Source organism: Brevibacillus sp. 1238, from assembly GCF_029892995.1.
Classification (GTDB): domain Bacteria; phylum Bacillota; class Bacilli; order Brevibacillales; family Brevibacillaceae; genus Brevibacillus; species Brevibacillus parabrevis.
The window spans coordinates 61,918-85,437 of record NZ_JARXWC010000006.1 but is presented as its reverse complement, the minus strand read 5'-3'; the positions used below and the strand labels follow the sequence as shown (position 1 = coordinate 85,437).

At 53.6% G+C, this 23,520-nt stretch carries 23 protein-coding genes and 2 tRNA genes; 12 read left to right on the top strand and 13 right to left on the bottom strand.

The annotated features are described in order from the left end of the window. Positions 1-15 precede the first annotated feature (15 nt). The 3 genes from M2298_RS15715 to M2298_RS15705 form a co-directional block, all read right to left on the bottom strand. The gene (locus M2298_RS15715; RefSeq protein ID WP_280648706.1) at positions 16-1,014 is read right to left on the bottom strand and encodes a PHP domain-containing protein; all 999 of its coding nucleotides are present in this window, start codon (positions 1,012-1,014) and stop codon (positions 16-18) included. A gap of 236 nt (positions 1,015-1,250) precedes the next feature. Continuing rightward, positions 1,251-1,727: a dihydrofolate reductase gene (locus M2298_RS15710; protein WP_122963850.1), complete on the bottom strand. Its 477-nt coding sequence runs from the start codon at positions 1,725-1,727 to the stop codon at positions 1,251-1,253. Continuing rightward, the gene (locus tag M2298_RS15705; protein ID WP_280648705.1) at positions 1,724-2,518 is read right to left on the bottom strand and encodes a thymidylate synthase; all 795 of its coding nucleotides are present in this window, start codon (positions 2,516-2,518) and stop codon (positions 1,724-1,726) included. Before M2298_RS15705 ends, M2298_RS15710 begins: the two co-directional genes overlap by 4 nt. A gap of 166 nt (positions 2,519-2,684) precedes the next feature. Here M2298_RS15705 and pdxR (M2298_RS15700) point away from each other — a divergent pair, with 166 nt between their 5' ends. Together pdxR (M2298_RS15700) and M2298_RS15695 are read left to right on the top strand one after the other, a co-directional pair. Continuing rightward, positions 2,685-4,118, top strand: a complete 1,434-nt coding sequence (pdxR, locus tag M2298_RS15700) for a MocR-like pyridoxine biosynthesis transcription factor PdxR (protein ID WP_122963848.1) — start codon at positions 2,685-2,687, stop codon at positions 4,116-4,118. Between the two features lie 88 nt (positions 4,119-4,206). Beyond that, entirely contained in the window at positions 4,207-4,404 is a 198-nt protein-coding gene (locus M2298_RS15695; RefSeq protein WP_063227951.1) for a hypothetical protein, read from the top strand. Between the two features lie 147 nt (positions 4,405-4,551). Here M2298_RS15695 and M2298_RS15690 read toward each other — a convergent pair whose 3' ends face one another. Next, the gene (locus M2298_RS15690) at positions 4,552-4,755 is read right to left on the bottom strand and encodes a cold-shock protein (RefSeq protein ID WP_063227950.1); all 204 of its coding nucleotides are present in this window, start codon (positions 4,753-4,755) and stop codon (positions 4,552-4,554) included. A 131-nt stretch (positions 4,756-4,886) separates the two neighbouring features. Here M2298_RS15690 and M2298_RS15685 point away from each other — a divergent pair, with 131 nt between their 5' ends. Beyond that, positions 4,887-5,345 (top strand): hypothetical protein, encoded by a 459-nt coding sequence (locus M2298_RS15685; RefSeq protein ID WP_122963847.1) that lies wholly within the window; start codon positions 4,887-4,889, stop codon positions 5,343-5,345. Between the two features lie 189 nt (positions 5,346-5,534). Beyond that, positions 5,535-6,998 (top strand): sodium/proline symporter PutP, encoded by a 1,464-nt coding sequence (gene putP, locus M2298_RS15680; protein ID WP_167470273.1) that lies wholly within the window; start codon positions 5,535-5,537, stop codon positions 6,996-6,998. 141 nt (positions 6,999-7,139) lie between these two features. Here the strand turns inward: putP and pdxR (M2298_RS15675) are convergent, their stop codons facing one another. Continuing rightward, positions 7,140-8,561 (bottom strand): MocR-like pyridoxine biosynthesis transcription factor PdxR, encoded by a 1,422-nt coding sequence (gene pdxR / locus M2298_RS15675; RefSeq protein WP_242774824.1) that lies wholly within the window; start codon positions 8,559-8,561, stop codon positions 7,140-7,142. Positions 8,562-8,675: 114 nt separating this feature from the next. On the opposite strand from pdxR (M2298_RS15675), the gene M2298_RS15670 reads away from it, so the two are divergent. Next, positions 8,676-9,254 (top strand): GNAT family N-acetyltransferase, encoded by a 579-nt coding sequence (locus M2298_RS15670; protein ID WP_173596803.1) that lies wholly within the window; start codon positions 8,676-8,678, stop codon positions 9,252-9,254. Between the two features lie 141 nt (positions 9,255-9,395). Here the strand turns inward: M2298_RS15670 and M2298_RS15665 are convergent, their stop codons facing one another. Then, a complete protein-coding gene (locus M2298_RS15665) occupies positions 9,396-11,363 on the bottom strand; it encodes a dynamin family protein (RefSeq protein ID WP_217022353.1) in 1,968 nt (655 codons plus the stop codon). Further along, the gene (locus M2298_RS15660) at positions 11,360-13,009 is read right to left on the bottom strand and encodes a dynamin family protein (RefSeq protein WP_445662494.1); all 1,650 of its coding nucleotides are present in this window, start codon (positions 13,007-13,009) and stop codon (positions 11,360-11,362) included. Before M2298_RS15660 ends, M2298_RS15665 begins: the two co-directional genes overlap by 4 nt. 197 nt (positions 13,010-13,206) lie before the next feature. On the opposite strand from M2298_RS15660, the gene M2298_RS15655 reads away from it, so the two are divergent. From M2298_RS15655 to M2298_RS15640, 4 genes are read left to right on the top strand one after another with little or no spacing between them, the layout of a single operon-like run. Beyond that, positions 13,207-14,781 (top strand): spore germination protein, encoded by a 1,575-nt coding sequence (locus tag M2298_RS15655; protein ID WP_122963841.1) that lies wholly within the window; start codon positions 13,207-13,209, stop codon positions 14,779-14,781. Then, complete coding sequence (locus M2298_RS15650) at positions 14,778-15,884, top strand: GerAB/ArcD/ProY family transporter (RefSeq protein WP_173596801.1); 1,107 nt, start codon at positions 14,778-14,780, stop codon at positions 15,882-15,884. Before M2298_RS15655 ends, M2298_RS15650 begins: the two co-directional genes overlap by 4 nt. Next, positions 15,877-17,109 carry a Ger(x)C family spore germination protein gene (locus M2298_RS15645; protein WP_122963839.1) on the top strand — a complete coding sequence of 411 codons (1,233 nt, stop codon included), beginning with the start codon at positions 15,877-15,879 and terminating at the stop codon, positions 17,107-17,109. Before M2298_RS15650 ends, M2298_RS15645 begins: the two co-directional genes overlap by 8 nt. Beyond that, the gene (locus M2298_RS15640; protein WP_167470270.1) at positions 17,106-17,267 is read left to right on the top strand and encodes a hypothetical protein; all 162 of its coding nucleotides are present in this window, start codon (positions 17,106-17,108) and stop codon (positions 17,265-17,267) included. The genes M2298_RS15645 and M2298_RS15640 overlap by 4 nt, the downstream gene beginning before the upstream one ends. A 92-nt stretch (positions 17,268-17,359) precedes the next feature. Here the strand turns inward: M2298_RS15640 and M2298_RS15635 are convergent, their stop codons facing one another. From M2298_RS15635 to M2298_RS15615, 5 genes are all read right to left on the bottom strand, one after another. Beyond that, the gene (locus tag M2298_RS15635; RefSeq protein ID WP_122963838.1) at positions 17,360-17,881 is read right to left on the bottom strand and encodes a type 1 glutamine amidotransferase domain-containing protein; all 522 of its coding nucleotides are present in this window, start codon (positions 17,879-17,881) and stop codon (positions 17,360-17,362) included. Between the two features lie 337 nt (positions 17,882-18,218). Continuing rightward, a tRNA-Leu gene (locus tag M2298_RS15630) sits at positions 18,219-18,301 on the bottom strand. Positions 18,302-18,317: 16 nt separating this feature from the next. Further along, a tRNA-Pro gene (locus M2298_RS15625) sits at positions 18,318-18,394 on the bottom strand. 144 nt (positions 18,395-18,538) lie between these two features. Further along, positions 18,539-18,838: a hypothetical protein gene (locus tag M2298_RS28195; RefSeq protein WP_348521713.1), complete on the bottom strand. Its 300-nt coding sequence runs from the start codon at positions 18,836-18,838 to the stop codon at positions 18,539-18,541. Positions 18,839-18,915: 77 nt separating this feature from the next. Beyond that, complete coding sequence (locus tag M2298_RS15615; RefSeq protein WP_122963837.1) at positions 18,916-19,473, bottom strand: hypothetical protein; 558 nt, start codon at positions 19,471-19,473, stop codon at positions 18,916-18,918. A 138-nt stretch (positions 19,474-19,611) separates the two neighbouring features. Between M2298_RS15615 and M2298_RS15610 the strand changes: the two genes are divergently transcribed. From M2298_RS15610 to M2298_RS15600, 3 genes are all read left to right on the top strand, one after another. Then, on the top strand, positions 19,612-19,836 hold the full coding sequence (locus tag M2298_RS15610) for a hypothetical protein (RefSeq protein WP_063227938.1): 225 nt from the start codon (positions 19,612-19,614) through the stop codon (positions 19,834-19,836). Between the two features lie 172 nt (positions 19,837-20,008). Beyond that, on the top strand, positions 20,009-20,434 hold the full coding sequence (gene fosB, locus M2298_RS15605; RefSeq protein WP_280648771.1) for a metallothiol transferase FosB: 426 nt from the start codon (positions 20,009-20,011) through the stop codon (positions 20,432-20,434). Between the two features lie 169 nt (positions 20,435-20,603). Beyond that, entirely contained in the window at positions 20,604-22,337 is a 1,734-nt protein-coding gene (locus tag M2298_RS15600) for a protoglobin domain-containing protein (protein WP_280648703.1), read from the top strand. On the opposite strand, the gene M2298_RS15595 is transcribed toward M2298_RS15600, so the two are convergent. Then, entirely contained in the window at positions 22,327-23,361 is a 1,035-nt protein-coding gene (locus M2298_RS15595) for a chymotrypsin family serine protease (protein WP_173596798.1), read from the bottom strand. The two genes, M2298_RS15600 and M2298_RS15595, sit on opposite strands and share 11 nt — an antisense overlap. Between the last annotated feature and the right edge of the window lie 159 nt (positions 23,362-23,520).

Genomic DNA, 23,520 nt, shown 5'->3' with positions numbered 1-23,520 from the left:
TAGCGGGGAAGTCTGCTATTCAATCTCCATCAGGCTCCTTTTTCTGTCAGCAAAAACGGCTAAGCTGGCATATCCTGCGCGCCTCAGCTGCATTCGCGCTTCTGCGAGATGCTGCCCGACCTGATCAGGAGCTGTCGCATGGGAGGACAGCGTAATCGGCACTTCATGCTGCGCCAATATTTGCAAAAAGCGATAGCTCGGCGAAAACTCCCGCTGCGTCTGTCCGCGCACGCACGCTGTGTTCAGTTCGGTTGCCGTATCCATCCGCCGCAATGCCCGGGCGATCCGCTGATAGTACGGCAACAGCGTCATTTCATCCGCTTTCGGGTCAAACGCCCTGACCCCGTCCAGATGCGTCAAAACATCGAACAGGCCACTGTCAATCGCCTGCTCCACCACATCAAAATAACGCACGAACCATCCGGGTGATGCATGCACTTCCAGCTGCTCCTGGAGATTGCGAACGAGATAGCCTTTTCCGCCAGGGAAATGGACGGCTCCCATGCATACGTCCCACGGATATTTTTCGATCACCTCGCGCAGCTCGCCTTCCCCGCCCGGAAAATAATCCAGCTCGATCCCGATGCGAAGCGCCACCCCATCTTCCGCCCACCGCTCGCGCTCCTCTGCAAGAAACGCCACATAAGCTGGCAAAGAGTCGTTCGCCATCTGTCCAAGCCACTGCCGCTGCGCTTTGCCTAAACGGTCGTGCCCCACGTGAATAAATTGCTCATAATAAGGACGAAAATCGGCAAAGCGATACAAATGCTCGACGACGCACACTTGCGAGATGCCAGCTTGTTTCGCCCGCGCCCGGTACAAATCCAGCCACTCCCTGGAGTAAGGCCCTCTTTGGAGCCTGTGGGCAAGCCCCTTGACCAGCTCGTGTGCCCAGCCCCTGCTTCCGCTCTCTTCCTTTTCGTCCAGAAGCGGCCGCAGTGCGCACGCTTGCCCGACCAACCAGTCCAGCGAATACGGTCCCTCTTCCAGATGCACATGAAAGTCGACTTTCATCCCATCCCCCCTGCGGTTTGTCCAACCGTTTTCTACTGTTTGTATGCGCGAAACCGCCGGGATATGTATGAAGGCTCTGTGTCGTTCCTCCCAGGCTGCGAGCCGCTTGTCCGGGACTTTTCGATCTGGATACAACAAGACGGTCACATCCAATTTCATGAAAAACGCCGAGACGTTTTGCACAAAAAAACCCCCTGATGTTCAGGAGGCAGTTTGCCCGGTTTCAACGGGAAGGGCTAACCATTTTTGCGTTCATACACGTAAAACGTATGCGGGTAGGCATTCTTTTCATCGACAACACCTTCGCGCTTGTCCACAAGCACAAACGCGTCTTTGTCCCACGCAGGGAAAAACGTGTCGCCCTCTGTTTCCAGCTCGATTTCGGTAATGTACATGCGATCTACCACGTCCAGGAACTGCCCGTAAATGTTGGCGCCGCCAAAAATGATGACGTCGCCCAGAGCGAGCACTTCTTCCTTCGTATGGACGACATCGACACCTTCCGGATGAAAGTCGCGGCTTCTCGTCAGCACGACATTTCGTCTGTTCGGCAGCGGTCTGCCGATCGATTCGAACGTCTTGCGGCCCATCACAATCGTGTTCCCTGTCGTGATTTCCTTGACGTTTTTCAAATCGGCGGGCAGGCTCCACGGCATGTCGCCATCTTTGCCGATCACCTGATTTTTCGCGTAGGCCACAATCAGACTGATCATACAGCCACCTCGCCTTTGATGTGCGGATGGGCCTCGTAATCGACGATTTCAATGTCGTCATACGTGAAGTCAAAAATGGACGTCACTTCTGGATTAAGCTTCAGCTTAGGCAACGGCTTCGGCTCGCGAGTGAGTTGCAGCTTCACTTGTTCGATATGGTTTGTATACAAGTGCGCGTCTCCCAGCGTGTGAACGAAGTCGCCCACCTCAAGTCCGGTCACATGGGCAACCATATGCGTCAAAAGCGCATAGGAAGCGATGTTGAACGGCACCCCCAAAAACGTGTCGGCACTGCGCTGGTACAACTGACACGACAGCTTGCCGTCTGCCACATAAAACTGGAACAGCAAATGACACGGCGGCAAGACCATCTCCGCGAGATCAGCCGGATTCCACGCACTGACGATCAGGCGTCTTGAGTCGGGATTTTTTTTGATTTCGTCGATCACCCACTGGATTTGGTCGACCGTCTTGCCGTCGCGCCCGACAAAAGAACGCCACTGCTTTCCGTAGACGGGTCCCAAGTCGCCGTTTTCATCCGCCCACTCATTCCAAATCCGCACCCCATTTTCCTGCAGGTAGCGCACATTCGTGTCTCCGGCCAAAAACCACAGCAACTCGTGAATGATCGATTTCATATGTAGTTTTTTCGTCGTGACCAGCGGGAAGCCCTCGCTCAGGTCAAAACGCATCTGGTGTCCAAAAATGCTAATCGTTCCTGTGCCTGTCCGATCCTCTTTCGTCACGCCTTCTGTCAAAATGCGCTGGCACAAGTCTAAATATTGTTTCATCCCCACCACTCCTTCCGTTCTCTATACTAAACAAAGCTGGTCGAAAAGGAAAGCCTTCCATTGCGTGGTATAATAGGCTGGATGATTTTGGTTTTGGAACCGTTTTGGAACCGTTTTGAAACCTTTTGAAAACCGGAAACGACCACGTACAGAAAGCAGGATTGGCATGGATGACAAGACAGCAGGGCCAAAAAACAAGCCTTTATATAAACAAATTGCCGAACAGATCGAGCAGCGCATCAGCAGCGGCGAGTTCGGCCCGGGCAGCAGTCTGCCCTCGGAGCGCTCACTGGCAAAAGAACTCGGGGTCAACCGTTCGACGATCGTCGCCGTCTATGATGAATTGCAGGCCGCCGGGATCGTAGAGCGCAAGCAAGGGAGTGGAACACTCGTCAGTCAGGACATCTGGGGGCTGGCTCGCACGCGTGTGCCGAACTGGCGGCATTTGACGGAAACCGGGTCGTTCAGGCCCAATTTGCCGCTGATCCGCAAAATCCGCAGGGAGACGCAGGAAAATGAACTGATCGATCTGGCGAGCGGCGAGCTTTCGCCTGACCTCGTTCCCCGCCACACGCTGTCGCACTTGATCAGCCCGGACGATTTTCCCGATCACCTCGGCTATGAGCATCCGCAGGGCAACTGGTCGCTGCGCGAAACGCTCGGCAAACACATGAAAGAATGGCGAAACATCGAAGCGCCTGCCACGTCGATCATGATTACATCGGGAGCGCAGCAAGCCCTCCACCTCGTCGTGCAATGCCTGCTCAAGCCAGGTGACGCCGTGGCGATCGAGGCGCCATCGTATTGTCACTCCCTGCCGTTGTTTCATTCAGCAGGACTGCGCACCTTTTCGCTGCCCGTAGAGCAAAACGGCATCGATCCGAACCATTTGGCTGAACTGCATCGCAAGCACCGGATCAAAATGGTGTTTCTCAACCCGAACTTTCAAAATCCGACAGGCACTTTGCTGTCGCTGGCCCGGCGGCAACAGCTGCTCGCTTTTTCCGCCGAAAACGGCATCCCGATCATCGAGGACGATCCGTACAGCTTGACTTCGTTTTCCAAAGAGCCGATCCCTACCCTCAAATCGTTGGATAAACACGGCACGGTTTTGTATATCAGCTCGCTGACCAAAATCGTCGCTTCCGGCTTGCGCATCGGCTGGATCGTCGGGCCGCAGACGGTTATCGAGCGGCTGGCGGATGCGAAGCAGCAGTTTGATTTTGGACACAGCATTTTCCCGCAGTGGCTGGCGGACCGTTTTTTGGCTTCGCCTGACTTTGCCCAGCACGTCGATCGGTTGCGCACCCAACTGGCTTTGCGCCACGATCAGCTGCTGTTTTCCCTAGAGGACAAGTTCGGCGAGCAAGTCGCCATGGCAGGTGCACAAGGCGGCATTCATCTGTGGTGCCGCTTTGCCGGAACATGGAGTGAGCAGCAGCTTTTGACGGAAGCGGTCAAGCGCGGCGTGGTCTTCGTACCCGGCCACTTGTTCGGAGCAGAGCCGGGCCACGTACGCTTTACTTTTGGCAGAGCTTCCCTTGCGCAAATTCCTGCTGCTGTGGAACGGTTTGCGGAAGCTTTTGCCGCAAGTGGATGAGCAAAAAAACAGCCAAGTGGATGGCCCCTTTTTTTGACGGACGGTATATGATCAAAGCAGAGTGATACAGAAAGGACGATTGACCGTCATGAGTATTTATCCCTTTATTATTGCCGTCATCATCCTCGTGGTCATCGCTTTTGTCGCCACGTTCCTGATCGGCTTGAAACCGACGGAAGGCAAGCAACTGAGCTTCAAGCAACGTTCGCGCAACCTTTTGCTCATATACGGATGTATTACGTCGATGCTTGTCATTGCTTTGGCTGTATTTCTATACAATGTATAAGTCTGACAACGCCAATCTGTTGCGAATGGAATCGAATCGATGATCAACAAAGACGCCGTCTGCCCTGGCTGGGTATGACGGCGTCCAGAATGGAAAGATGACGGCTTAGGTCATCTGCTGTTTGTAAGTGACTGAAAAAGTTGTGCCCTAGCTTTTGCGCGCTACGTTGGCTGCTTGCAATCCTCGCTGCCCATTCACAATCTCGAAGACAACCTGCTCGCCTTCCTCCAAATTCCGGTAGCCTGTGCCGGTGATCGCTGAATAGTGCACGAACACGTCAGGTCCTCCATCCCGCTCAATGAAACCGTATCCTTTTTCCTTGCTGAACCATTTCACTTTCCCTTGAATCATTGCGTTTCCTCCCTGTAATCAGTGCAGCTCTTACGCTTACCTCATCATATGCGGATGCGCCGAAAGTGGATATACAGTAAAATAAATAAAGTACGCTATAAGAGCGCGTGAAAGGAGTGGAGCAACACTATATGAAAAAAGCATGGATCATTGGCTGCGCCCTGATGCTTACAGCATGCTCGGAAATTTCCGAAGGGGTGCAGACGGCACAGCAGGCAGTAGAGACAGGCAAGCAAGCGATTGAAGTCGGCAAACAAGCCGTGGAAGCAGGGAAGCAACTGGCAGAATCGGAAGTTGCCCAGCAATTGCAAACGTACCTCCAGCAAAAGTACGAATCGTCTGAGTCGCTGCGCAATGCGATGTTCAGCGGCGACGGTCAGTTGCTTGTCGACGAGTTGCAAAAGACCGAACTCGCTACCTTCAGCTTTTACAAATCCGACACGTTCGGAGTGGAATACACAGGCAAGCTTGCCGCAAACGGATCGTTTCAGGTGCTGAAGCACGACCTGAACAATCCAAGTGCAGAGCCTACCGTCGTGAAAGAGTTTAAAGTCAGTCTCGACAGCAATGGACAAATTCAAGTCCAATAAAAAAGTAAATAATTAGCAAACGAACCTGCGATAGCGATATCGCGGGTTTTTTAGTTCAATTAAAAACTTTTTATTGCTTCTCTACACAATTTTCTGTGTTTTGTTCTAGATTTTCATATCTGGGCATGATAATGTGTAAGACGTTACTATAATTTTTATAAATATACAACACAACAAGAGGTGCTATCCATGAATATGCTGCTCGCGTCCATTATTGTGTACATGCTAGGCATGCTGCTCATCGGCTACTATGCCTACAAGCGTACCTCCAATCTGACTGACTACATGCTCGGCGGTCGGTCACTCGGCCCAACCGTCACCGCCCTGAGCGCGGGAGCCTCCGACATGAGCGGCTGGCTGATGATGGGCTTGCCCGGTGCGATGTTCGCCTCTGGTTTAAGCGCATCGTGGATTGCCATCGGACTGACTCTCGGTGCGTATGCAAACTGGCTGTATGTAGCGCCGCGCCTGCGAACGTACACAGAGGTAGCCAACAACTCCATCACGATTCCGGCCTACCTGGAAAACCGCTTCGGGGATAGCTCCCGCATGCTGCGTCTCGTCTCTGCTCTCGTCATCATGGTCTTTTTTACGTTTTACGTCTCGTCCGGTCTCGTTTCTGGCGGCGTCCTGTTTGAAAATACGTTCCACATGGACTACCACACTGGTTTGTGGATTGTCGGCCTCGTTACCATCGCGTACACGCTGTTTGGCGGCTTCCTCGCCGTAAGCTGGACCGATGCCGTGCAAGGACTGATCATGGTCATCGCGCTCATCCTCGTTCCGCTGGTGACGATTTTGACCGTTGGCGGTGTGGGTGAAACTTTTACAACGATCCAGGCGGTGGACCCGTCCCTGCTTGATATTTTCAAAGGGACAAGCTTGCTCGGCATCATCTCCCTGTTCGCCTGGGGGCTTGGTTACTTCGGGCAGCCGCACATCATCGTCCGCTTTATGGCGATTACTTCTACAAAAGAAATCAAGAAAGCGCGTTCAATCGGAATGGGCTGGATGATCTTCTCGGTTGCCGGAGCCATGCTGACGGGTCTGATCGGTATCGCCCTGTACTCGAAACAAGGCTGGACGATTGCCGACCCTGAGACGATCTTCATTCAGCTCGGCACCGTGTTGTTCCACCCGATTATCACCGGATTCTTGCTCGCTGCGATTTTGGCTGCGATCATGAGTACGATTTCGTCCCAGTTGCTCGTGACGTCCAGCTCACTGACAGAAGACATTTTCAAGACGTTTCTCAAACGCTCTGCAAGCGACAAGGAGCTTGTGACCGTTGGCCGCCTCTCCGTCCTGCTCGTCGCTGTCATCGCCTTTTTGCTCGCATTGGACAAAAATGACACGATTCTCGATCTCGTCGGTTACGCTTGGGCCGGATTCGGCGCTTCGTTCGGCCCTGTAATCCTGCTCTCCCTGTACTGGAAACGGATGAACAAGTGGGGCGCACTCTCCGGCATGATCGCCGGCGCCTTGACCGTGATCATCTGGACGCGTTTCGATGTGCTGAAAGACTTCCTGTACGAAATGGTTCCAGGCTTTGCGATGAGCCTGCTTGCCATCGTGATCGTCAGCAAGCTGACCAGCTCTCCATCCAAAGCAGTAACGGATCAGTTCGATCAGTACAAAAAAGTAACGGAATAAGCTGGACTAGTGAATGAAAGAAACGCCCGAGCCTTGCCGATTGTGCAAGTGCTTGGGCGTTTTGCTGTCGCGAGCGCAGCCTGTGCTTGCTTTTCCTCTTCCCATCGTGATGATTCCTGATTCTCCGGGCACAATCGCCCGCTACGCGTCCGACCACGCTTTTGCCAGCAGGCGAATCCCTTCCCGTATATCGTCCTCCTCCATCCCGCCAAAGCCGACGATGATGCGCGGCAGCTCCATGTCCGGGGCCGTCATCCAGTTGCGCCCGCTCGAATACACGCGGATTCCCGCTTCCCAAGCCGCTGCGATCAGCTCTGCCTCGCACTGCTTCGTATGTACCGCAAGCAAAATGTGCAGCCCGGCAGAATGGCCGAGCACCGTGACGGTAGGTGGCATATAGTCGCGGATCGCTTGCAGCAGGATCGCATGCTTGCGCTGATAGATCGTGCGCATTTTCCGCACATGCTTCTCCCAGTGCCCTTTTTGCATGAACAGCTGCATCGTCCGTTGCAGGTGGCGCGACACCACAGCGGGATAGGCTTGAAACGATTGCAAATAGCGCTCAAGCAGTTCCGCTGGCAGCACCATATAGTCCATTCGCAGAGCCGGGGAGAACGCTTTGGAAAAATTGCCGACATAAACGACGCGCCCCTCCCGATCCAGTCCTTGCAAAGAGGGCGTCGGCTGCACATTATAGCGAAATTCTCCATCGTAGTCGTTTTCGATGATGATCCCGTTTGTGCGCTCCGCCCATTGCAACAGCCGCTGCCGCTGCGCAATCGGCATGACCATTCCGTACGGATACTGGTGCGAAGGTGTCGTATAGACAACCGTTGCCCCGCTCTGCGCAAGGCATTGGATAGATAGCCCGTCAGCGTCCAGCGGAATCGGAACCACTTCATACCCGTGCTGCGAAAACACAATCCGCGCATCGGCATAGCCGGGTTCTTCCACCGCGATCACGCGATGCCGATCCGCAAGCAACAGGCACAAGAAGCTGAGCGATTGCTGCAGTCCCGTTCCGATCCATATTTGCTCAGGCGTACAAGCGAGCGTGCGCGCCCTGCGCAAATAGCTCGCCAGCTGTTCCCGCAGCTCCCACTCCCCCTGATCGTCTCCGTAAAAAGCGAAATCGTCCGGATAGCGGTCCAGTGCTTCCAGCATGCACGACCGCCAGGCTGCATACGGAAAATGCTTCGTATCCACGACGGAGCCGTGAAAATTAAAGCGGCAGCTCAAATGATCGCCCTTTTTCTTTTTCAGGCTCCATGCTTTTTGCCGAATGTCCGCCCCTCCCTGCTCCGGCTCCCCCCACACCTCCACCTGTGCGGCAAAAAAACCGCTGCGCTCCCGGCTCGTCAAATAACCTTCGGCAAGCAGCTGCTGATAGGCGGCTTCTACCGTATTTTTCGCTACACCGCTCGCCTCTGCCATCTGGCGGATCGATGGCATCCGCGTGCCCGCCGCAATCTCGCCCGACACGATTTGCTTGCTGATTTGCCTGTACAACTGCCGATAGAGCGGCTCACTGGCATCGTTATGTAAAGTGGGCGTAAACTCCATGTGCTTCGCCTCCTTTTTGTCCCTATTAAAAACACGCACTCTGTCCCTATGTATGCAGAACATTTTCCCGTACAGTAATGGTAACAGATTGTTCAAGCAGAGAGGAGAAAAATCATGCACGTCCATTTGCAAGGAAAAAAAGTTTTGTTGCGCGACATCCGCCATGAGGATATCGATACGCTCTACTACTGGAACTACGAAGCGAAAGACCGGGAGCATCTCAACTGGAACGGCCCGTACAAGCCGCTCGATCCAATGACGCTGGACGAGTACCGCACCCTGCCTCGCCACGCGGAATCACTCGCGCTGGCCGGCACAGATGCTCCACGCACACAGCTGATCATCGAGATCGACGGAGAGCTGCGCGGCAGTGTCGGCCGATATTGGGTATCCCAGGAGACGAACTGGTTTGAAATCGGCATTGTCATTTACGATTCGCGCTACTGGTCAAATGGCTACGGGCAGGAAGCGTTCGCGATGTGGATGGATTACCTGTTCACCCATATGGATACGGTGCGGCTGGGAATCGGCACCTGGTCGGGCAATGAGCGCATGATCAAGCTCGCCGCTCGACTCGGCATGCAGGAAGAAGCCAGAGTGCGAAAAGCGCGGATCGTTCGCGGCGAATACTACGATGCGATCAAGATGGGCATTTTGCGCGAGGAATGGGAGCAGCTTGCGCGGAAACAATAGCCACATCGCCAAAAGAAAGCAGGCTGCGCCCCCCATGCTCAGGCACAGCCAACAACAAAAGGCAGTCACGCCCGTCATTTGCCTGACGAGAGCGCGAACTGCCTTTTGTCTTTTGCCTTATCCTTTTGACTTGATGAGATGTTAGGAAAGCTCTGCCGCTACGCGGTCTACTTTCGCTCCCAGCTCGTCCAGATCGACCGTCATATCCAGCGCGGCGAACAATCCTGTGAAGTATTCGTTGATTTGCTCGACTACCCGGTTGCGCTCCGTGGTGACAAGCTCGTTGAACAAAGCCGTAAACTGCTGATTCAGCTGTTCGCTTCCGGTCGCCACGTAAGCCGTTACAGGCTCCTGCATGCGCTTTTCCAGTTCTTCGCGCAGCTTCAGCTTGCCGTCCAGTTCGAAAAAGTCTTTCGTGTTTTTGAACAGTCCGAGCGCTGGCTGGAAAGCCCCTTCCGCTACAGGCAATTCCTCGGCAAAATTCAACGTCTCTACCTGGCGCTGCTGGTACGGCGCCAGTGTCAAGCCTGCCGCGAAAGCATGCACATCTTTTTGCCAAGCGGAAACGAGCGCTGTTCCCTGCTTGCTCAAAAACTTCTCCAGGCGCAGCGTGGTCGCACGCAGCTCCTGCGCCAGGTCGTAGCTGATCGAGCGCAACAGATCGGTCATGCAGCCTTGGAGGGCTTGCTTCATGTTGCGTCCGTCTTCTTTCAGGACAGCCGGGTTGAACGCCACATTGAACAACTCGTTAAAACGGAAGAACAGCCGTTGCTTGACGTAGTAGAGCAGCTCTTCCCGTTCTTTTGCCAAGTCGCGCTCGTACGAAGCAGTCGCCAGCGCGGAAACAGCAGCCAGTGCCCCGGATTGGGCCTTGCTCGCCGCTTCTTTGCGCGCGAGGCGCTCGTCTTCGCCAGATTGAGCCATGCGCATGAACTCGTTCAGCGTGTCGAAAGCGCGGCGAATTTCGCCTGTCGCTGCGTTCACGGCAATTTGCGTCAGTTCCTCGATAGTGAAACGCAAGAACTCTTTTTCAAACGAAGCCATGCCGGACAGCTTGAACGCTTCGTCTGCTGCCATGAGCGGCTCGCCTTCTGCTGTTTGCGTGCGTTGACGGTATACTTTTTCCGCCGAGGCAGCCAGCTTGCCTTTTTCGTGCATGCGCGCCAACAGCGCAGTCTGGCTGGATACCGGATAAATGCGCGGCAAACGGATGCCACAAGTGAGCAAGTTTTTCTCTACGTGCGTAATCACGCCCTGCAACTCTTCCTGGGAAGCGGCGAGATCGGCTGCATTGACGATGAAGAACATCTTGTCCATCTCGAAGGTGTCCTTGACCCGGCCCATTTGCAGCAAAAATTCGCGGTCTGCCTGGGAAAACGCATGGTTGTAATAAGTGACGAACAGAACAGCGTCCGCGTTTTTCATGTATTCAAACGCCACGCCCGTATGGCGGGCATTGATCGAATCCGCCCCAGGCGTATCGACCAGCACGATGCCCTGGTCAGTCAGCGGGCAGGAATAAAACAGCTCGATGTATTCGGCGAAGCAAGCTTTTTCTTCTTTGGCAACAAAGCCTTTGAACGCCTGCATGTCGACAATCAGCTCTCCGCCCAGGTGAGCATTCATCTCGCCCAGCCCTTTTGTGACGGCTTTCAGGAACGTATAGTGCGGCTTCGCTGTCGGCGGAATTTGCGCCACATCGATCTTGTCCAGCTCGGCCAAAGCGCTTTCCAGACTGGAAGCGTGGAATCCGAAAACAGCGAGCGAGCGCAGCACATCCTGCTCGATCGCTTCCCTGCTTTTCAGCACCACGCGGACTGTGCCGTGCGGATGCTCCTCACTCGGCGGCATGATTTTGTTGATCGCTGCCGTAGTCGGATTCGGGGATACAGGCAGGACGAGATCGCCCATCAAGGCATTGGCAAAAGAAGATTTACCCGCGCTGAACGCGCCGAACAGCGCAACAGTGAAGCGGTTCGCTGTCAGACGGTCTGCGCGATCCAGCATCGCCTGCGCCTGTGCTTGCATCCCTGGTACGGAAACGATTTCGTGACTCGCGCGCCGCAGACGTTCTGCTGCCGCAACTAATTTGTCTCGTAGCTGATTCATGATTCTTGTTCTCCTTCACGCATGATTGCCTGCAATCGCTCTCTTGTGTTTTCCTCGCTTGCAGTAAAGCTGGCCAACTGCCCGTGCACCGCGGCCATCTCGCGCAGCACGTCGAGACGCTCCTGCTGCGAAGCGCTCTCCGCCTGCATGTTGGTCGCAAGGCGCGCGGTGACTTCCTCGATGAACGCAAGGCCAGCGCGTCTGTACTCCAGTTTGATCGCGCTTGCGACATCTGTACAGTAGTTCATCACATATTCGCGGGAAGCCGCTCCATCCTTGATGTGCTTGGCAAGAAACTCGCCCGTAATCACAATCTCGGTCGCATGGACGCGTGCGTGGTAATCTTCGTCGCGCAGCTCGTACGCTTGCAATTGTTTGCTCATCAATTCCTTGAAATGGAAGTCGAGATTGCCCGCCACCTTTTCGCGGAACTCAGCCAGAAGTGCTTCCTCGCGGCGCTGACGCTCTTCCTCCGTCTTTTTCCCTGCGAACAAAAAGCCCATTTTGAAGCCTGGCTTGCGGCTTTCCAGGTAGCTTGCCGCTGCTTCGCTCGTGCTGTAGTAAGTCAAGCGGGCGTTGTCGAGCAAAACACCCAACTCTTTTTCCATCTGGGCACGCGCTTCTGCCGTACGGTTGCCAAGCGACTGCATGATCGCCTGCGCCTGTTCAAGCGCAGCGGCGACAGCATGTGCGTCGCGGCTGTCTACATCCGCCACATTCAGGCTGTCCAGCTTGTTCTCAAGCTCCTGGCGCGTTTGCGCATGGCTTGCCTTCACTGCCTGCACGTGCTCCTCGATCAGATGCTCGGCGGCACTGCGCACGCTTTTTGCTACCAGTTCTTCGCGTCCGGCAATCAGCGAGAGCAGCTTTTGCTTCAGCTCCACGTACTGATTTTCTGGGTGGTCAGGCTCAGCCAGGGACGTGTAAAAAATGCCGTCCGGATGAATGTTCCAGGTCGCAAACGCTTCCTCCACACTTTCCTTGTAGCTCTCGAAATCAAGCTCAAAGTCAATGTGCTTGTCGATCATGTTCACGACCAGATACACTGGTTTGCCGCGGTCTTTCAACGTTTTCGTAAAATTGAAGTTCTCTTCTGCCTGGACGTGGTTGTAATCCATCATGTAAATGACCACATCTGCAAGGTGCAGCGCGGATTCCGTAGCGATTTTGTGCGCGGCGTCCGTCGAGTCGATCCCCGGGGTATCGAGCAGGCTGGAGTGTTCGTCGAGCAGCGTTCCGGGATAGGAAACTTCCACCGATTCAACGGTATCCCCATCGACCGCAAACTGCTTGAGCTTCTCCATCTCCGTATCCGGATCAAACGTCACGACATCGCCGTTCATTGTATAGACGCGAGCGGCTTTTTCGCCCCCGCGGATCTTCACTACATTGGCGCTGGTCGGTATGGGATTGGACGGCAGCAGGCTGACGCCCAGAAGCGTATTGATCATCGTGGACTTTCCTGCGGAGAAGTGTCCGCAAAAAGCGATGTTCAACTCTGCTCTCCTTGTTTTTTCAGCCAGCTGTCTCAGTTTGGCAGGGGTTGTCGCATCTCCCTGCTCCCCCATCAACTGCGCAAGCTGCTCCCATGTAAGCGCGAGTCTTGAAAAGTCTGTATCCCGAACCAAAACTTGACTGTCAAGCACTACTATTCCACCCTTCTCCGTCATTCCTACTCTCTCTACTACTCTCTATTCTACCATGCCGAATGTATCATACCTCATAGGGTTGTTCAATTCTTTGTGCGAAAGTTTGTCGTGGAACTTTCATCCGCATAATTTCCCTCTGTTCTGGAAAAAATCGCACTAACATGCTATTCGCATTTTGAACGGGAGGGAATTCCATGATGCGAAAATTTTTCGCCCAGCGACGCAAAAAGAAAACCTCTCCCTTTTCCCAGCACATGCAACAGCGGCAAACGCCTGAATTAACGCTCTCTCCCAACCTTGCGGATAACTTGGAGCTGTTCCGTACTTTATTGGGCAACCCCCACGATTTGCTGATCCGCACGTTTCTCATCGGCAATACAAACCATACGTGCGCGGTCATTGCCCTTGACGGATTAGCGGATTCGGATATGCTGCATAACCAAGTCCTGGGGCACATCCAGTTGATGATCTCCACCTCGGAAAAATCGGTTCCCCCTGAACCTGACGAGATCATCCAGCTCCTTTTTGAAGAAGTATTGTCCGTTGTCGAGATCAAAAAAGAAACATCGCTTACCGCAGCCCTCGACTGTATTTTGTCCGGAGACACAGCCCTGTTTGTCGATGGTTCCAGCGAGCTGATCCTCATCGACAGCAAAGGCTGGAAAACCCGCGGCATCGAAGAGCCAGTCTCCGAGGGACTCGTTCGCGGCCCACGGGACGGCTTCACGGAAAGCATCCGCGATAATACCGTGCGCATCCGCAGACGGGTAAAAGACCCCAATCTGCGCTTTGAAAGTTCATGGGTAGGGACACGCAGCAAAACCGAGCTGATCATCGCCTATATAGATGACATCGTCGATCACGAAATGCTGGACGAGGTCAGACGGCGGATTGCCACGATTGACATTGACGAAGTCGAGGAATCCGGTTTTATCGAACAGTGGATCGAGGACGATTTTCTCTCGCCCTTCCCGCAGGCTCACAACACCGAACGGCCGGACAAGGTCAGCGCTTCGCTGTTTCAAGGACGCGTAGCGATCCTGCTCGACGGTACGCCGATGGTGTTGATCCTCCCTGTCACAATTGGCCTGCTTCTGCACTCGCCGGAGGATTACTACGAACGCTGGATCGTCGGTACACTGACACGGCTTTTACGCTATCTGGCCGCTTTTTTCGCGGTGTTTTCCCCATCGTTGTATATCGCACTTGTGACGTTTCACCCGGGCTTGATCCCGTCCGATCTCGCCTTCTCGATTGCCGCCACGCGAGACGGTGTTCCGTTTCCCGCCTTCATTGAATCGCTCATGATGATCACGACCATGGAGTTGCTTCAGGAAGCCGGGCTGCGCCTGCCCAAGCCGATCGGACAAACCGTCGGGATCGTCGGCGGTTTGGTCATCGGAGATGCAGCCGTATCCGCCGGGATTGTAAGCCCGGTCATGGTCATCGTCGTCGCGCTAACAGCCATCTCCTCTTTTGCGATCCCGTCCTTTCAGTTGGCGATCGCTTTTCGCATGATCCGGTTTTTCGCCATGTTTGGCGCGGCCATCTTCGGAATATACGGGGTCATTTTGAGCTTGATCGCCATCATGATCCACCTGTCGAATTTGACGAGCATCGGCTATCCGTACCTGGCTCCGCTTGCGCCGCAAATGCCCAGGGACTGGAAAGATTTGATCTTGCGCGCACCTGTGACCTTCTTGAAAGAGCGGCCGCAAGCCCTGCATCCAGAAGATGAAATTCGCATGAGAACAGGGGATTCCAAATGAGTGCACAAACCTTGTCGGAAAAAATGATTAGCAAAAATCATATGGGCATCAACATCGCCTCGGTTACAGTCGGGGTGGGCATCCTCACTTTTCCCCGCGCCCTGGCAAAAGCAACGAGCGGGTTCGACGGCTGGATTTCTGTCGTGATCAGCGGGCTTGTCGCTTTATTGATCGGGTGGTTGCTGGCGAAGCTGGCGGCACGCTTTCCCCGGCAAACGTTTTTTGACTACACCGCTATCATCGCGAGCAAACCTGTCGCCTATGCGCTGACCTTGCTCGTCTGTCTGTACACGATGCTGTTTGTGTCGTTTGAAATCCGCGCGATCGGAAATATCGCCAAGCAGTATTTGTTTTACAGTACGCCCGTCGAGATGATTACCCTCAGCTTTTTGTTGATCGTACAATACGCCGTGGCTGGATCGCGTATCGCCATGCTGCGGCTGAACCTGCTTTTTCTGCCCGTTGTCCTCGTCGTGATCTTTTTCGTTCTGGTGTTCACCACGCAACTGTTGGAAATCGAAAACATCCGGCCTTATTTTTCTTCAAGCTGGAAATCACTTCTGGAAGGCTCCAAAGCGGTCGGGCTTTCTTACTCCGGCTTTGAAATCATCCTGTTCTATACGATGTTGATGAGAAATCCAGAGGAAGGACCTAAAGCAATGCTTCTGGGGCTGTTCATCCCCGTCTCCCTTTACGTCACCATCTACATTTTTGTCATCGGGGTCTTTTCCGCCGAGGTCGCCAAAAATCTGACCTATCCGACCATTGACCTCGCGAAGGAAGTAGAAATTCCCGGCGGTTTTTTTGAACGGGTAGAGTCCATGTTTTTCACGATCTGGATCATGACCATTTTCAACACGTGCGTCATGTGGCTCGACATCACCATTCTCAATCTGACCTCCATGTTTCGCAAAGTGAAAAAGATGGTCTGGATTTTGGCCCTGTCGCCGATCATTTACTTCGTGGCGATGTTGCCGCAAAACCTGGTCGACTTCTTCGCTTTTGCGGACGCCATCACGTATTTCGGCATGATCATCGTCTATTTATGTCCGATCTGTCTGCTCCTGATCGCCATCATGCGCGGGGTGAAGGGGCATGAATAAGCGCTTTGCCTTGCCGACCATCCTCGTCATCGTCTCGGCTCTGCTCGCCGGGTGCTGGGATCAGGTGCAAATCGAGGAGCGCGGCTTTGTCGTCGGAATTGCGATTGATGCGCCCCGGACAAAAGAAGTGGAAAAACGGGCGGCCAAAGAGGCACCGCGAAAACCGAAAGTGAAGCAACGCTTTCTCGTCACCCATCAGCTCGTCATCCCCGGAGGATTGATCGCGGGTAGCCAGGGAGGCGGCGGCGGGCAAAACACGACGAACGAAGCGTTTTTGAACCTCACCTCAGAGGGTGACTCGCTCTTCGAAGTGTCCCGCGAGCTGGCTACGCGTACGAGCCGCGCTCCTTTTTACCAGCATCTGAAAGTGCTCGTCATCTCCGAAGAAGTGGCGCGTACTCCCAACGGCTTCGCCAACGCCATGGACTTTCTGCTGCGCGACCCGGATTCCAGACGGAGCGGCAAAGTGTTTATTGCCAACGGGTTAGCCAAAAGCATCATCGAGGTCAAGCCGAAAACAGAAAAGCTGCCCTCGCTCTACATCAATTCGATTGGCGAAAATATCGAAAAAAACGCGCGCATGCTCCCCGAGGTACGCATCGGCGATATTCATGAAGAATTGCTTAATCCGTTCAGCTTCGTCATCCCCCGAGTACGGGCGGAAAAAAATGAAATCAAGATGGCAGGAAGCGCCGTATTTTCCCTCTACAATCAGATGGTCGGCTTTCTCGGCGAGGAAGAGACGGAAGGCTTGAACTTTCTCACCGGGAGCATTGATGGAGGACTGTTGAAAGCCAAGGTAAAAGGCGATCTCGTCGTATTGAACATTCAAGGAACGAAGCATGAAATCGTGCAAGACTTGCGAGACAAGCAAAATTTCAAGTTCACCATCAAAATCGAATGCGAGGGCATTTTGGCGGAAGCCTACGCGCTCATGGATTTTCTCAGCAAAGAAGAGACGAAAAAGCTGGAACGCGCCTTCGCCAAGGAAATCGAGCGGATGTGTCTGGACACGCTGCAAAAGGTGCATAAGGAAATGAAAGTGGATGTCATCAAGCTGGGCAGCAATATCCGGCAAAAAGAATACTCGCTCTGGAAACAAATCCAGAAAGATTGGGAGAGCGGACAGCGCCTGTACGAAAAGAGCACGATCAAGGTCGAAGCAAAGGTGTATTTGCGCAATGTCGGCTCCATCAACCGTTCAGAGTTAGAGGAAGGAAGGTGACAGTTATGTTCAAATACTTCGGTTCTCTGCCTCCGTTTCTCACTTTCGGCGGAGCCTTGCTCGCTTTTTTGATTCCGTACCTGTTTTATGTCGCAAGCAACAAGCTGCACGAATGGGGCGATCCGCCCTGGAAAAAAGACAGAAAAACCAACTCGTGAAGAGCAAGCTGACGGACATAGAAAAGGCACACCCGCTTGATCGCTGCGGGTGTGCCTTTTCGTTCCACTCGTATATTCGGATTGCCTGCTTGCTACTGTGCGAGCAAATCGGCGAAAGCTTTGGCGTACGCTGGCAAATCTGGCGGACGACGGGAACCGACGATGTGTCCATCGACCACGACCTCTTCATCGATCCAAATCGCACCAGCGTTTTCCATGTCATCCTTGATGCCTGGCGTCGACGTTGTTTTCACTCCATGCAAAATTTTTGCCGAAGCGAGCACCCAACCTGCATGGCAGATGTGACCGATCGGCTTTTTCGCCTCGTGCATGGCACGGACAAACGCGAGCACCTCCGGATAACGCCGCAGCTTGTCCGGCGCCCAGCCGCCCGGAACGAGCACGCCGTCGTACTGCGAAGGATCAATCTCGCTCATCGCCTTGTCCGCTTCGCATGGCACACCGTATTTTCCGATGTAGACATGTCCCGCTTTCGGTCCAACCAGATGAACAGCCGCCCCTTCCTCGCGCAGCCGGAGCACCGGGTACCACAGTTCCAGATCTTCAAATTCGCTTTCCACAAAGCAGACTACTTGTTTTCCCGCAAGTCTCACGCGATCCGCCTCCTTTTCCTCTTTATTGTACGCTCTTTTCTAAGAAATTGTTGCTTTTAGAAAAGCCGTGAGTTGCTTGATATTTATAGTACCAAGCGAAGCGTGCATTCACGGTAAATGGAAATCCTATAGACTTCCTGATTTTCATTATAGAACACACGTTTCCACAACAGCAATAGCAACAAAATTTGCGAAAAGAGCCTTATTGTAAACAAACGAAAGAGCAATTGGAAAGGCTGCGAGCTGCAACGTCCCTTTTTCGGACAAAATGAAAAAGTGAGAAACAGGTCTACTCACTGTTTCCCACCTTATAACGAAAACCATATGTATAGATTGCTGGTGCCGGTAGAGGGACTTGAACCCCCACGGTTTCCCTCACGATTTTGAGTCGCGCGCGTCTGCCAATTCCGCCATACCGGCCTGTTCGTGTGTAAAATGGTCGGGAAGACAGGATTCGAACCTGCGACCCCTTGGTCCCAAGCCAAGTACTCTACCAAGCTGAGCTACTTCCCGATTTCCCACACGTTATTGCTCCTTCTATTCGACAAAATCTGATAGGAGTCGCAACACTTAGATATTTTACAGGCAAGTCGTCCCAAAATCAATACCGTTTTTTAAAAATGATCTGCCTGCCCGTTCCTTGTCCGTTTTTTGGCGCTAGATCGCTTCCGGTTCATATAGGCGCAAGGATGTGCTGAACAAGCAGCGCAAGTTTTCCCGCCTGCTTTTTTCGGATGTTTTTTGCGCAGCCAGTCCATATACAAATGCCGCGCCGCTTTGCAGAGCCACGCCTGAGCCTGCCGGGCAGCTTGAATCGAGAGGGAGAGCATGGCACGGTAACAAGTCTCCTGCAATATCTCTTCGGCAATTTCGCGCAACCCGCACACCCCGATACAAATAACGATACAGTGGGTGCTGGTGCTCAGCGAACCATTCGCTCCATAATTGTGCCTTCATCTCCCACCTCCCTTTCATCCAAACGAAGTCAGTACGAAAATGTCACCACTTCTTTCCTGAAAATTTGCGATCGCTTCTCAGGCGCAGCATGCGCTCCTGCGTTTTGTTAGCGCCGTCCTCGCCCCAGGCCGCACCTTGCCCCTCACCCGCCGCCTGCATCCGCGCACACACGGCTTGCAGCAACCCGGCACGATTCTGAACAGTTGGTTTGGCAAATTGAATGGATAGTCCAAAGGATGACGCCCGACTACAATCCAGCGGCCGTCCGGCAGCTTTTTCAACTGATACACGCGAAAAAAGCGGTCGCTCGGGTCAAACTGAAACCAGACTGCGATGGTCACGCACCTCGCACTCTTTTTCAACACCTGCGATTTGACGATTGGAGTCGCTCCGATCCCGTCTCCAACCGGAACGGCAAGCTGGCCGTTGATCCTTCTCAGATCGAGATTGCCGATCACGCGGTTTGCGAGGCAAGGCGTCATGAATCTCGTCAAGAACCGGCGAATTTTGCTGACGGAATTAAAGCGTTTGGGCAAAATGACGCCTCGATTGCCTACACGCTTGTGTGCTGAAAACACGATCGTCCAAAAAGCCTGCTCCGCTTGCCGGACAACCCCAACCCACTTTTTCTTCATCTCGCATTCCTCCCCTCCTACAAGGGTATGCAACCACCAGCGCAAACGGTTGGGCACATCCCCCATACATAATTGCGGGCAAACAGGAGAAAGTAGTACGGTGTGCCACATCAACCATCTGTTCAAGGAGGAACAAACATGCCAAGCCAAATCAACACAGACTCTCTGAAAAAAGCCGAAGTGGCGACCACTCTCGCGAAAAATATGATTACGCAAGCCATCGAGCAATCCGCTGCCAACCCGCAACTGGCCGAGGAAGCATTGAAGCAAGCTTCCCAGGAGATTGCCCAGGCGCAAACGATGGTGTCGCAAGTCCAATCCACGCTGCAAACACAAGCCCAGTCGCAACAGAGCCAATCCTAGCCCTGGTGCTTGAACAGGCAAAACAGGCAGCCGCATGGTGCGGGATGCCTGTTTTTGCCGCTCGCTATTCGCCTGTCCTGTCCAGTTGTCCGATTGATCGTCGTTGGCACCCCGCTCCTTGTTACCGTAAAATAAAGGCAACTTGTGTGCAAAGGAGAAAGAGGCGATGGCTATGCAACCACTGGGCGGAATCAACCATTTTCTGTTTTCGGTAGCCGATTTGGAACGCTCCTTTTGCTTTTACCGTGACGTGCTCGGCGCCAAGCCGCTCGTCCGCGGCAGAAAGCTGGCTTATTTTGACTGGAACGGCTACTGGCTCGCTTTGAACGAAGAACCCGACATCCCCCGCAACGAGATTTCCTTGTCCTACACGCATCTGGCCTTTTCGCTTTCCGAAGCCGCTTTTGACGACTGGAAACGTCATCTGCAACAGCACGGCGTCCCCATTTTGCCGGGCCGGGAACGCGATGAACGGGACAAGCTCTCGCTTTATTTCACCGACCCGGACGGGCATAAGTTCGAGCTGCACACTGGAACGTTGCAGGATCGGCTCGCCTACTACCGCGAAGCTATGCCACACATGACTTTTTTCGATTGAAGCAGCCTGACTTACATAAACATTTCACAAATTCACAGTAGTTCCACAGTATCATTTCTTCCTCGAATGGTATAATCAGGTAGGTAGTGAGAACTATTTTGGATGACGGTGGCTGACCTATTCCGTGGCATGGATAGGTCAGTTTTTGATAAAAAAGCGGAGGGATTCTATGTTTGGCAAGCGTTGGGCGCGATCACAAACGGCCCCGATCCAGGAAAGCGATATCGCGATGACAGAGCAATTGCGGGCAAAAGTAAACTTTTTGCAGATGAACAATGACGATCTCAGGCGGCTCGCGCAAATCGAACCGCTCATAACCGAGCATATCGACACGATTACCGAGCGGCATTATCAGATACTTGGCCACTATGCGAATTTGATGAATATCATTGAAGTCCATACTACTGTAGGACGCCTCTCCGGTTCCTTTCGCCACTATTTGCAATCGCTTTCCAACGCACAACTCAACGATGCCTACGTCGCGGGACGGGAAAAAATCGGGGAAGTCCACAGTAAAATCGGACTCGCCCCAGAGTGGTACACCGGCTCTTACATGCGGCTGTACGAATGCTTTATTCCCGCCATCGTCCATACTTACAGCAAAAAGCCGGACGAACTGTCTTCCATCTTGCTTGCCTTGATCAAGCTGCTCACGCTCGACTCCCAGATCGTGCTGGAAGCTTATCAAGAGGATCACGACTACAAAACGATCGACCGCCTGGGCAATGTCCTGGAGCTGGTCATGCAAATCGATAAAATCAAGCATGTACTCGATACCATCGACACGACAAGCGTCGAAACCGGCACGGTCAGACACGCAGCCGAGCAATTGTCCGAATCGGTGCAAAAGGTAGCCGCCTCCGCCGTGCACGTGGCGGAAAATGCTGCGACGACCATGGAGCAGGCCACAGCCGGGCAAAAAATCATCCAGACGTCATTGACAAGCTTCCTGTCCATGGCGGAAGAATTTAATGAGATGCAGGCCAAAATCTCGTCACTGACGACTTCCATCGAAGCTGTCTCCCAAGTCGTGCAAGTGATCAAAAGCGTCGCGGATCAGACGAATTTGCTCGCCTTGAACGCCTCTATCGAAGCTGCCCGGGCGGGTGAGCATGGGCGCGGCTTTTCCATCGTCGCCGAGGAAGTGCGCAAGCTCGCGGAACAAACCAAACATTCCGTACAAAGCATCACCAGCACGATGGATACCGTCCGCCATGAAGCGAGCCTGGTCAAAGAAACGGCGGCTCTGCTTGGCACTCATTTCAACGACAATGCCACTCAGACACGCGAAGCGATCGAGTTGTTAGGCGAGATTGTGCAAAATATCGAACAAGTAGGCCATGCGACGGGACACATCGCTTCGTTGACAGAAGAACAGTCAGCTTCAACCGAAGATATTTCCATGCGAATTTCCCAGGTGGAGAACAATATGGAACAAATTTTCACCCACGTCTCCCACGCAGGCAAAAACGTCTACGAAATCGGGGCTGGCATCAACGCCCTGCACAAAAACAGCATCAGTCAAATTACACGCCTGAAAGCCAAACACAGCTTGCGCATCGTCAAAACCGACCATCTGCTCTGGAAATGGTGGGTGTACAACTTCTTGCTCGGTTATCATTCCATCACGGAAAAAGACCTCATCGATCACCACAATTGCCGTCTCGGGCTTTGGTATGACGAGGCGAAACAAAACCAGGCGATCAGCTCCCTCCCCGCTTTCAAACGGCTGGCAGAGCCGCACAGAGGGTTTCACGACGCGATTCGCCATATTTTCACGCTGGCTTCTACGGGCAAACAAAAAGAGGCCGAGATGGCATTTGCCATCCTGGAAGCACGCTCTGCGGAGGTGCTTGCCTGTCTGGACGATCTCGCTTCCGAAATGAACCAGATTACTTCCTAACCTTTTTCCTGCGGCGAACAGCGCGTTTTCTGGACGAAAGCGCGGAAGCAGGCTGGGCCACCCGCAAGCCAAGCGCGCGCATCGCCCGGTGAATCGGAAAAGCGATCGACAGCCTGCCGTCTGCTGAGCCTGCGAAGTTGACGGCAGCGGCGTAGTTGTTTGCGGTCAACCAGACAGAGCCGGAATCACCTGGCAGCGAAATCGGCGCGGCGCTGCGGATCACGGTCTGGTTGCGGAAGCGAATCGTTCCCAGTCCGCCGTAATCTCCGTAATCGACGTTAATATCGGTGTGAGTCGACTCTACGACTCCATGGACGAAGCCCGTGGTCCGGCCTACCTTTTTCAAACGGCTGCCGATCGCATAAGAGCGGACATATCCGGGAATCGTGCCGACTTTCGCATAGCGCGGAGCAAGCAGGTTATTGGAAGTCGGAATGCTGATCGCCACATCCATATCGTTGACGGCATTTTTTCGCAGCCGGACAAAACGGTACAGTTGTCCAATCCGGTCGCGTCCGGAACGCCCGCCATCCGATCCTCCCGGCTGGATTGTCTCCGTGTAGCCTCCGGTATTGTTGCGGTTCAAAACGTGGTTGTTGCTCAACAAAAAGCGTTGTGCCCGTCTGAGCGCTCCGGTCACGATCAGGCCCGCCGTCCCGGACGCTCCCGGATATCCTACGCTGACGCCTGCTATCACCGGACGAATCCTCCGGCGATAGCTCGACGTTGCCCGCCATTTTTGATGGCTGCTGCATCTCCCCGATGTCACTGTTCGCACAGGGACAGCCACATGGGAAGTAATCTTTGGCCGCTTTCCGCCTTTTTTCCGTTTGACCGCCACGCAGCTCGGGCAGCCTTTTTTCACGGCGGCACTAGCGTCCAGCGTATACAGTACGACACAAGCGCCCTTTTGGTTGTTCCTGCCGTTTACATATCCGACGCCAATGCCCATGACACCGGGCATTCGCTTCCATTTTTTCACGAGATGGTTCTTCGCTTTCAGCGCCTCCCGAAAGGTAGCCATGCACTCATCTTTCCTTCCCTGTTGATTTCGTACATAGCCATCGTATGTCTGACTTGGCCAAGGCCATTAGACGCTTGCCAACCTCGGGAGAGCCTTTTTTATCGCCAAAAAAACCGCCATCCTCTGCACACAGCTAGAGAATGGCGGTTTTCATCTTTT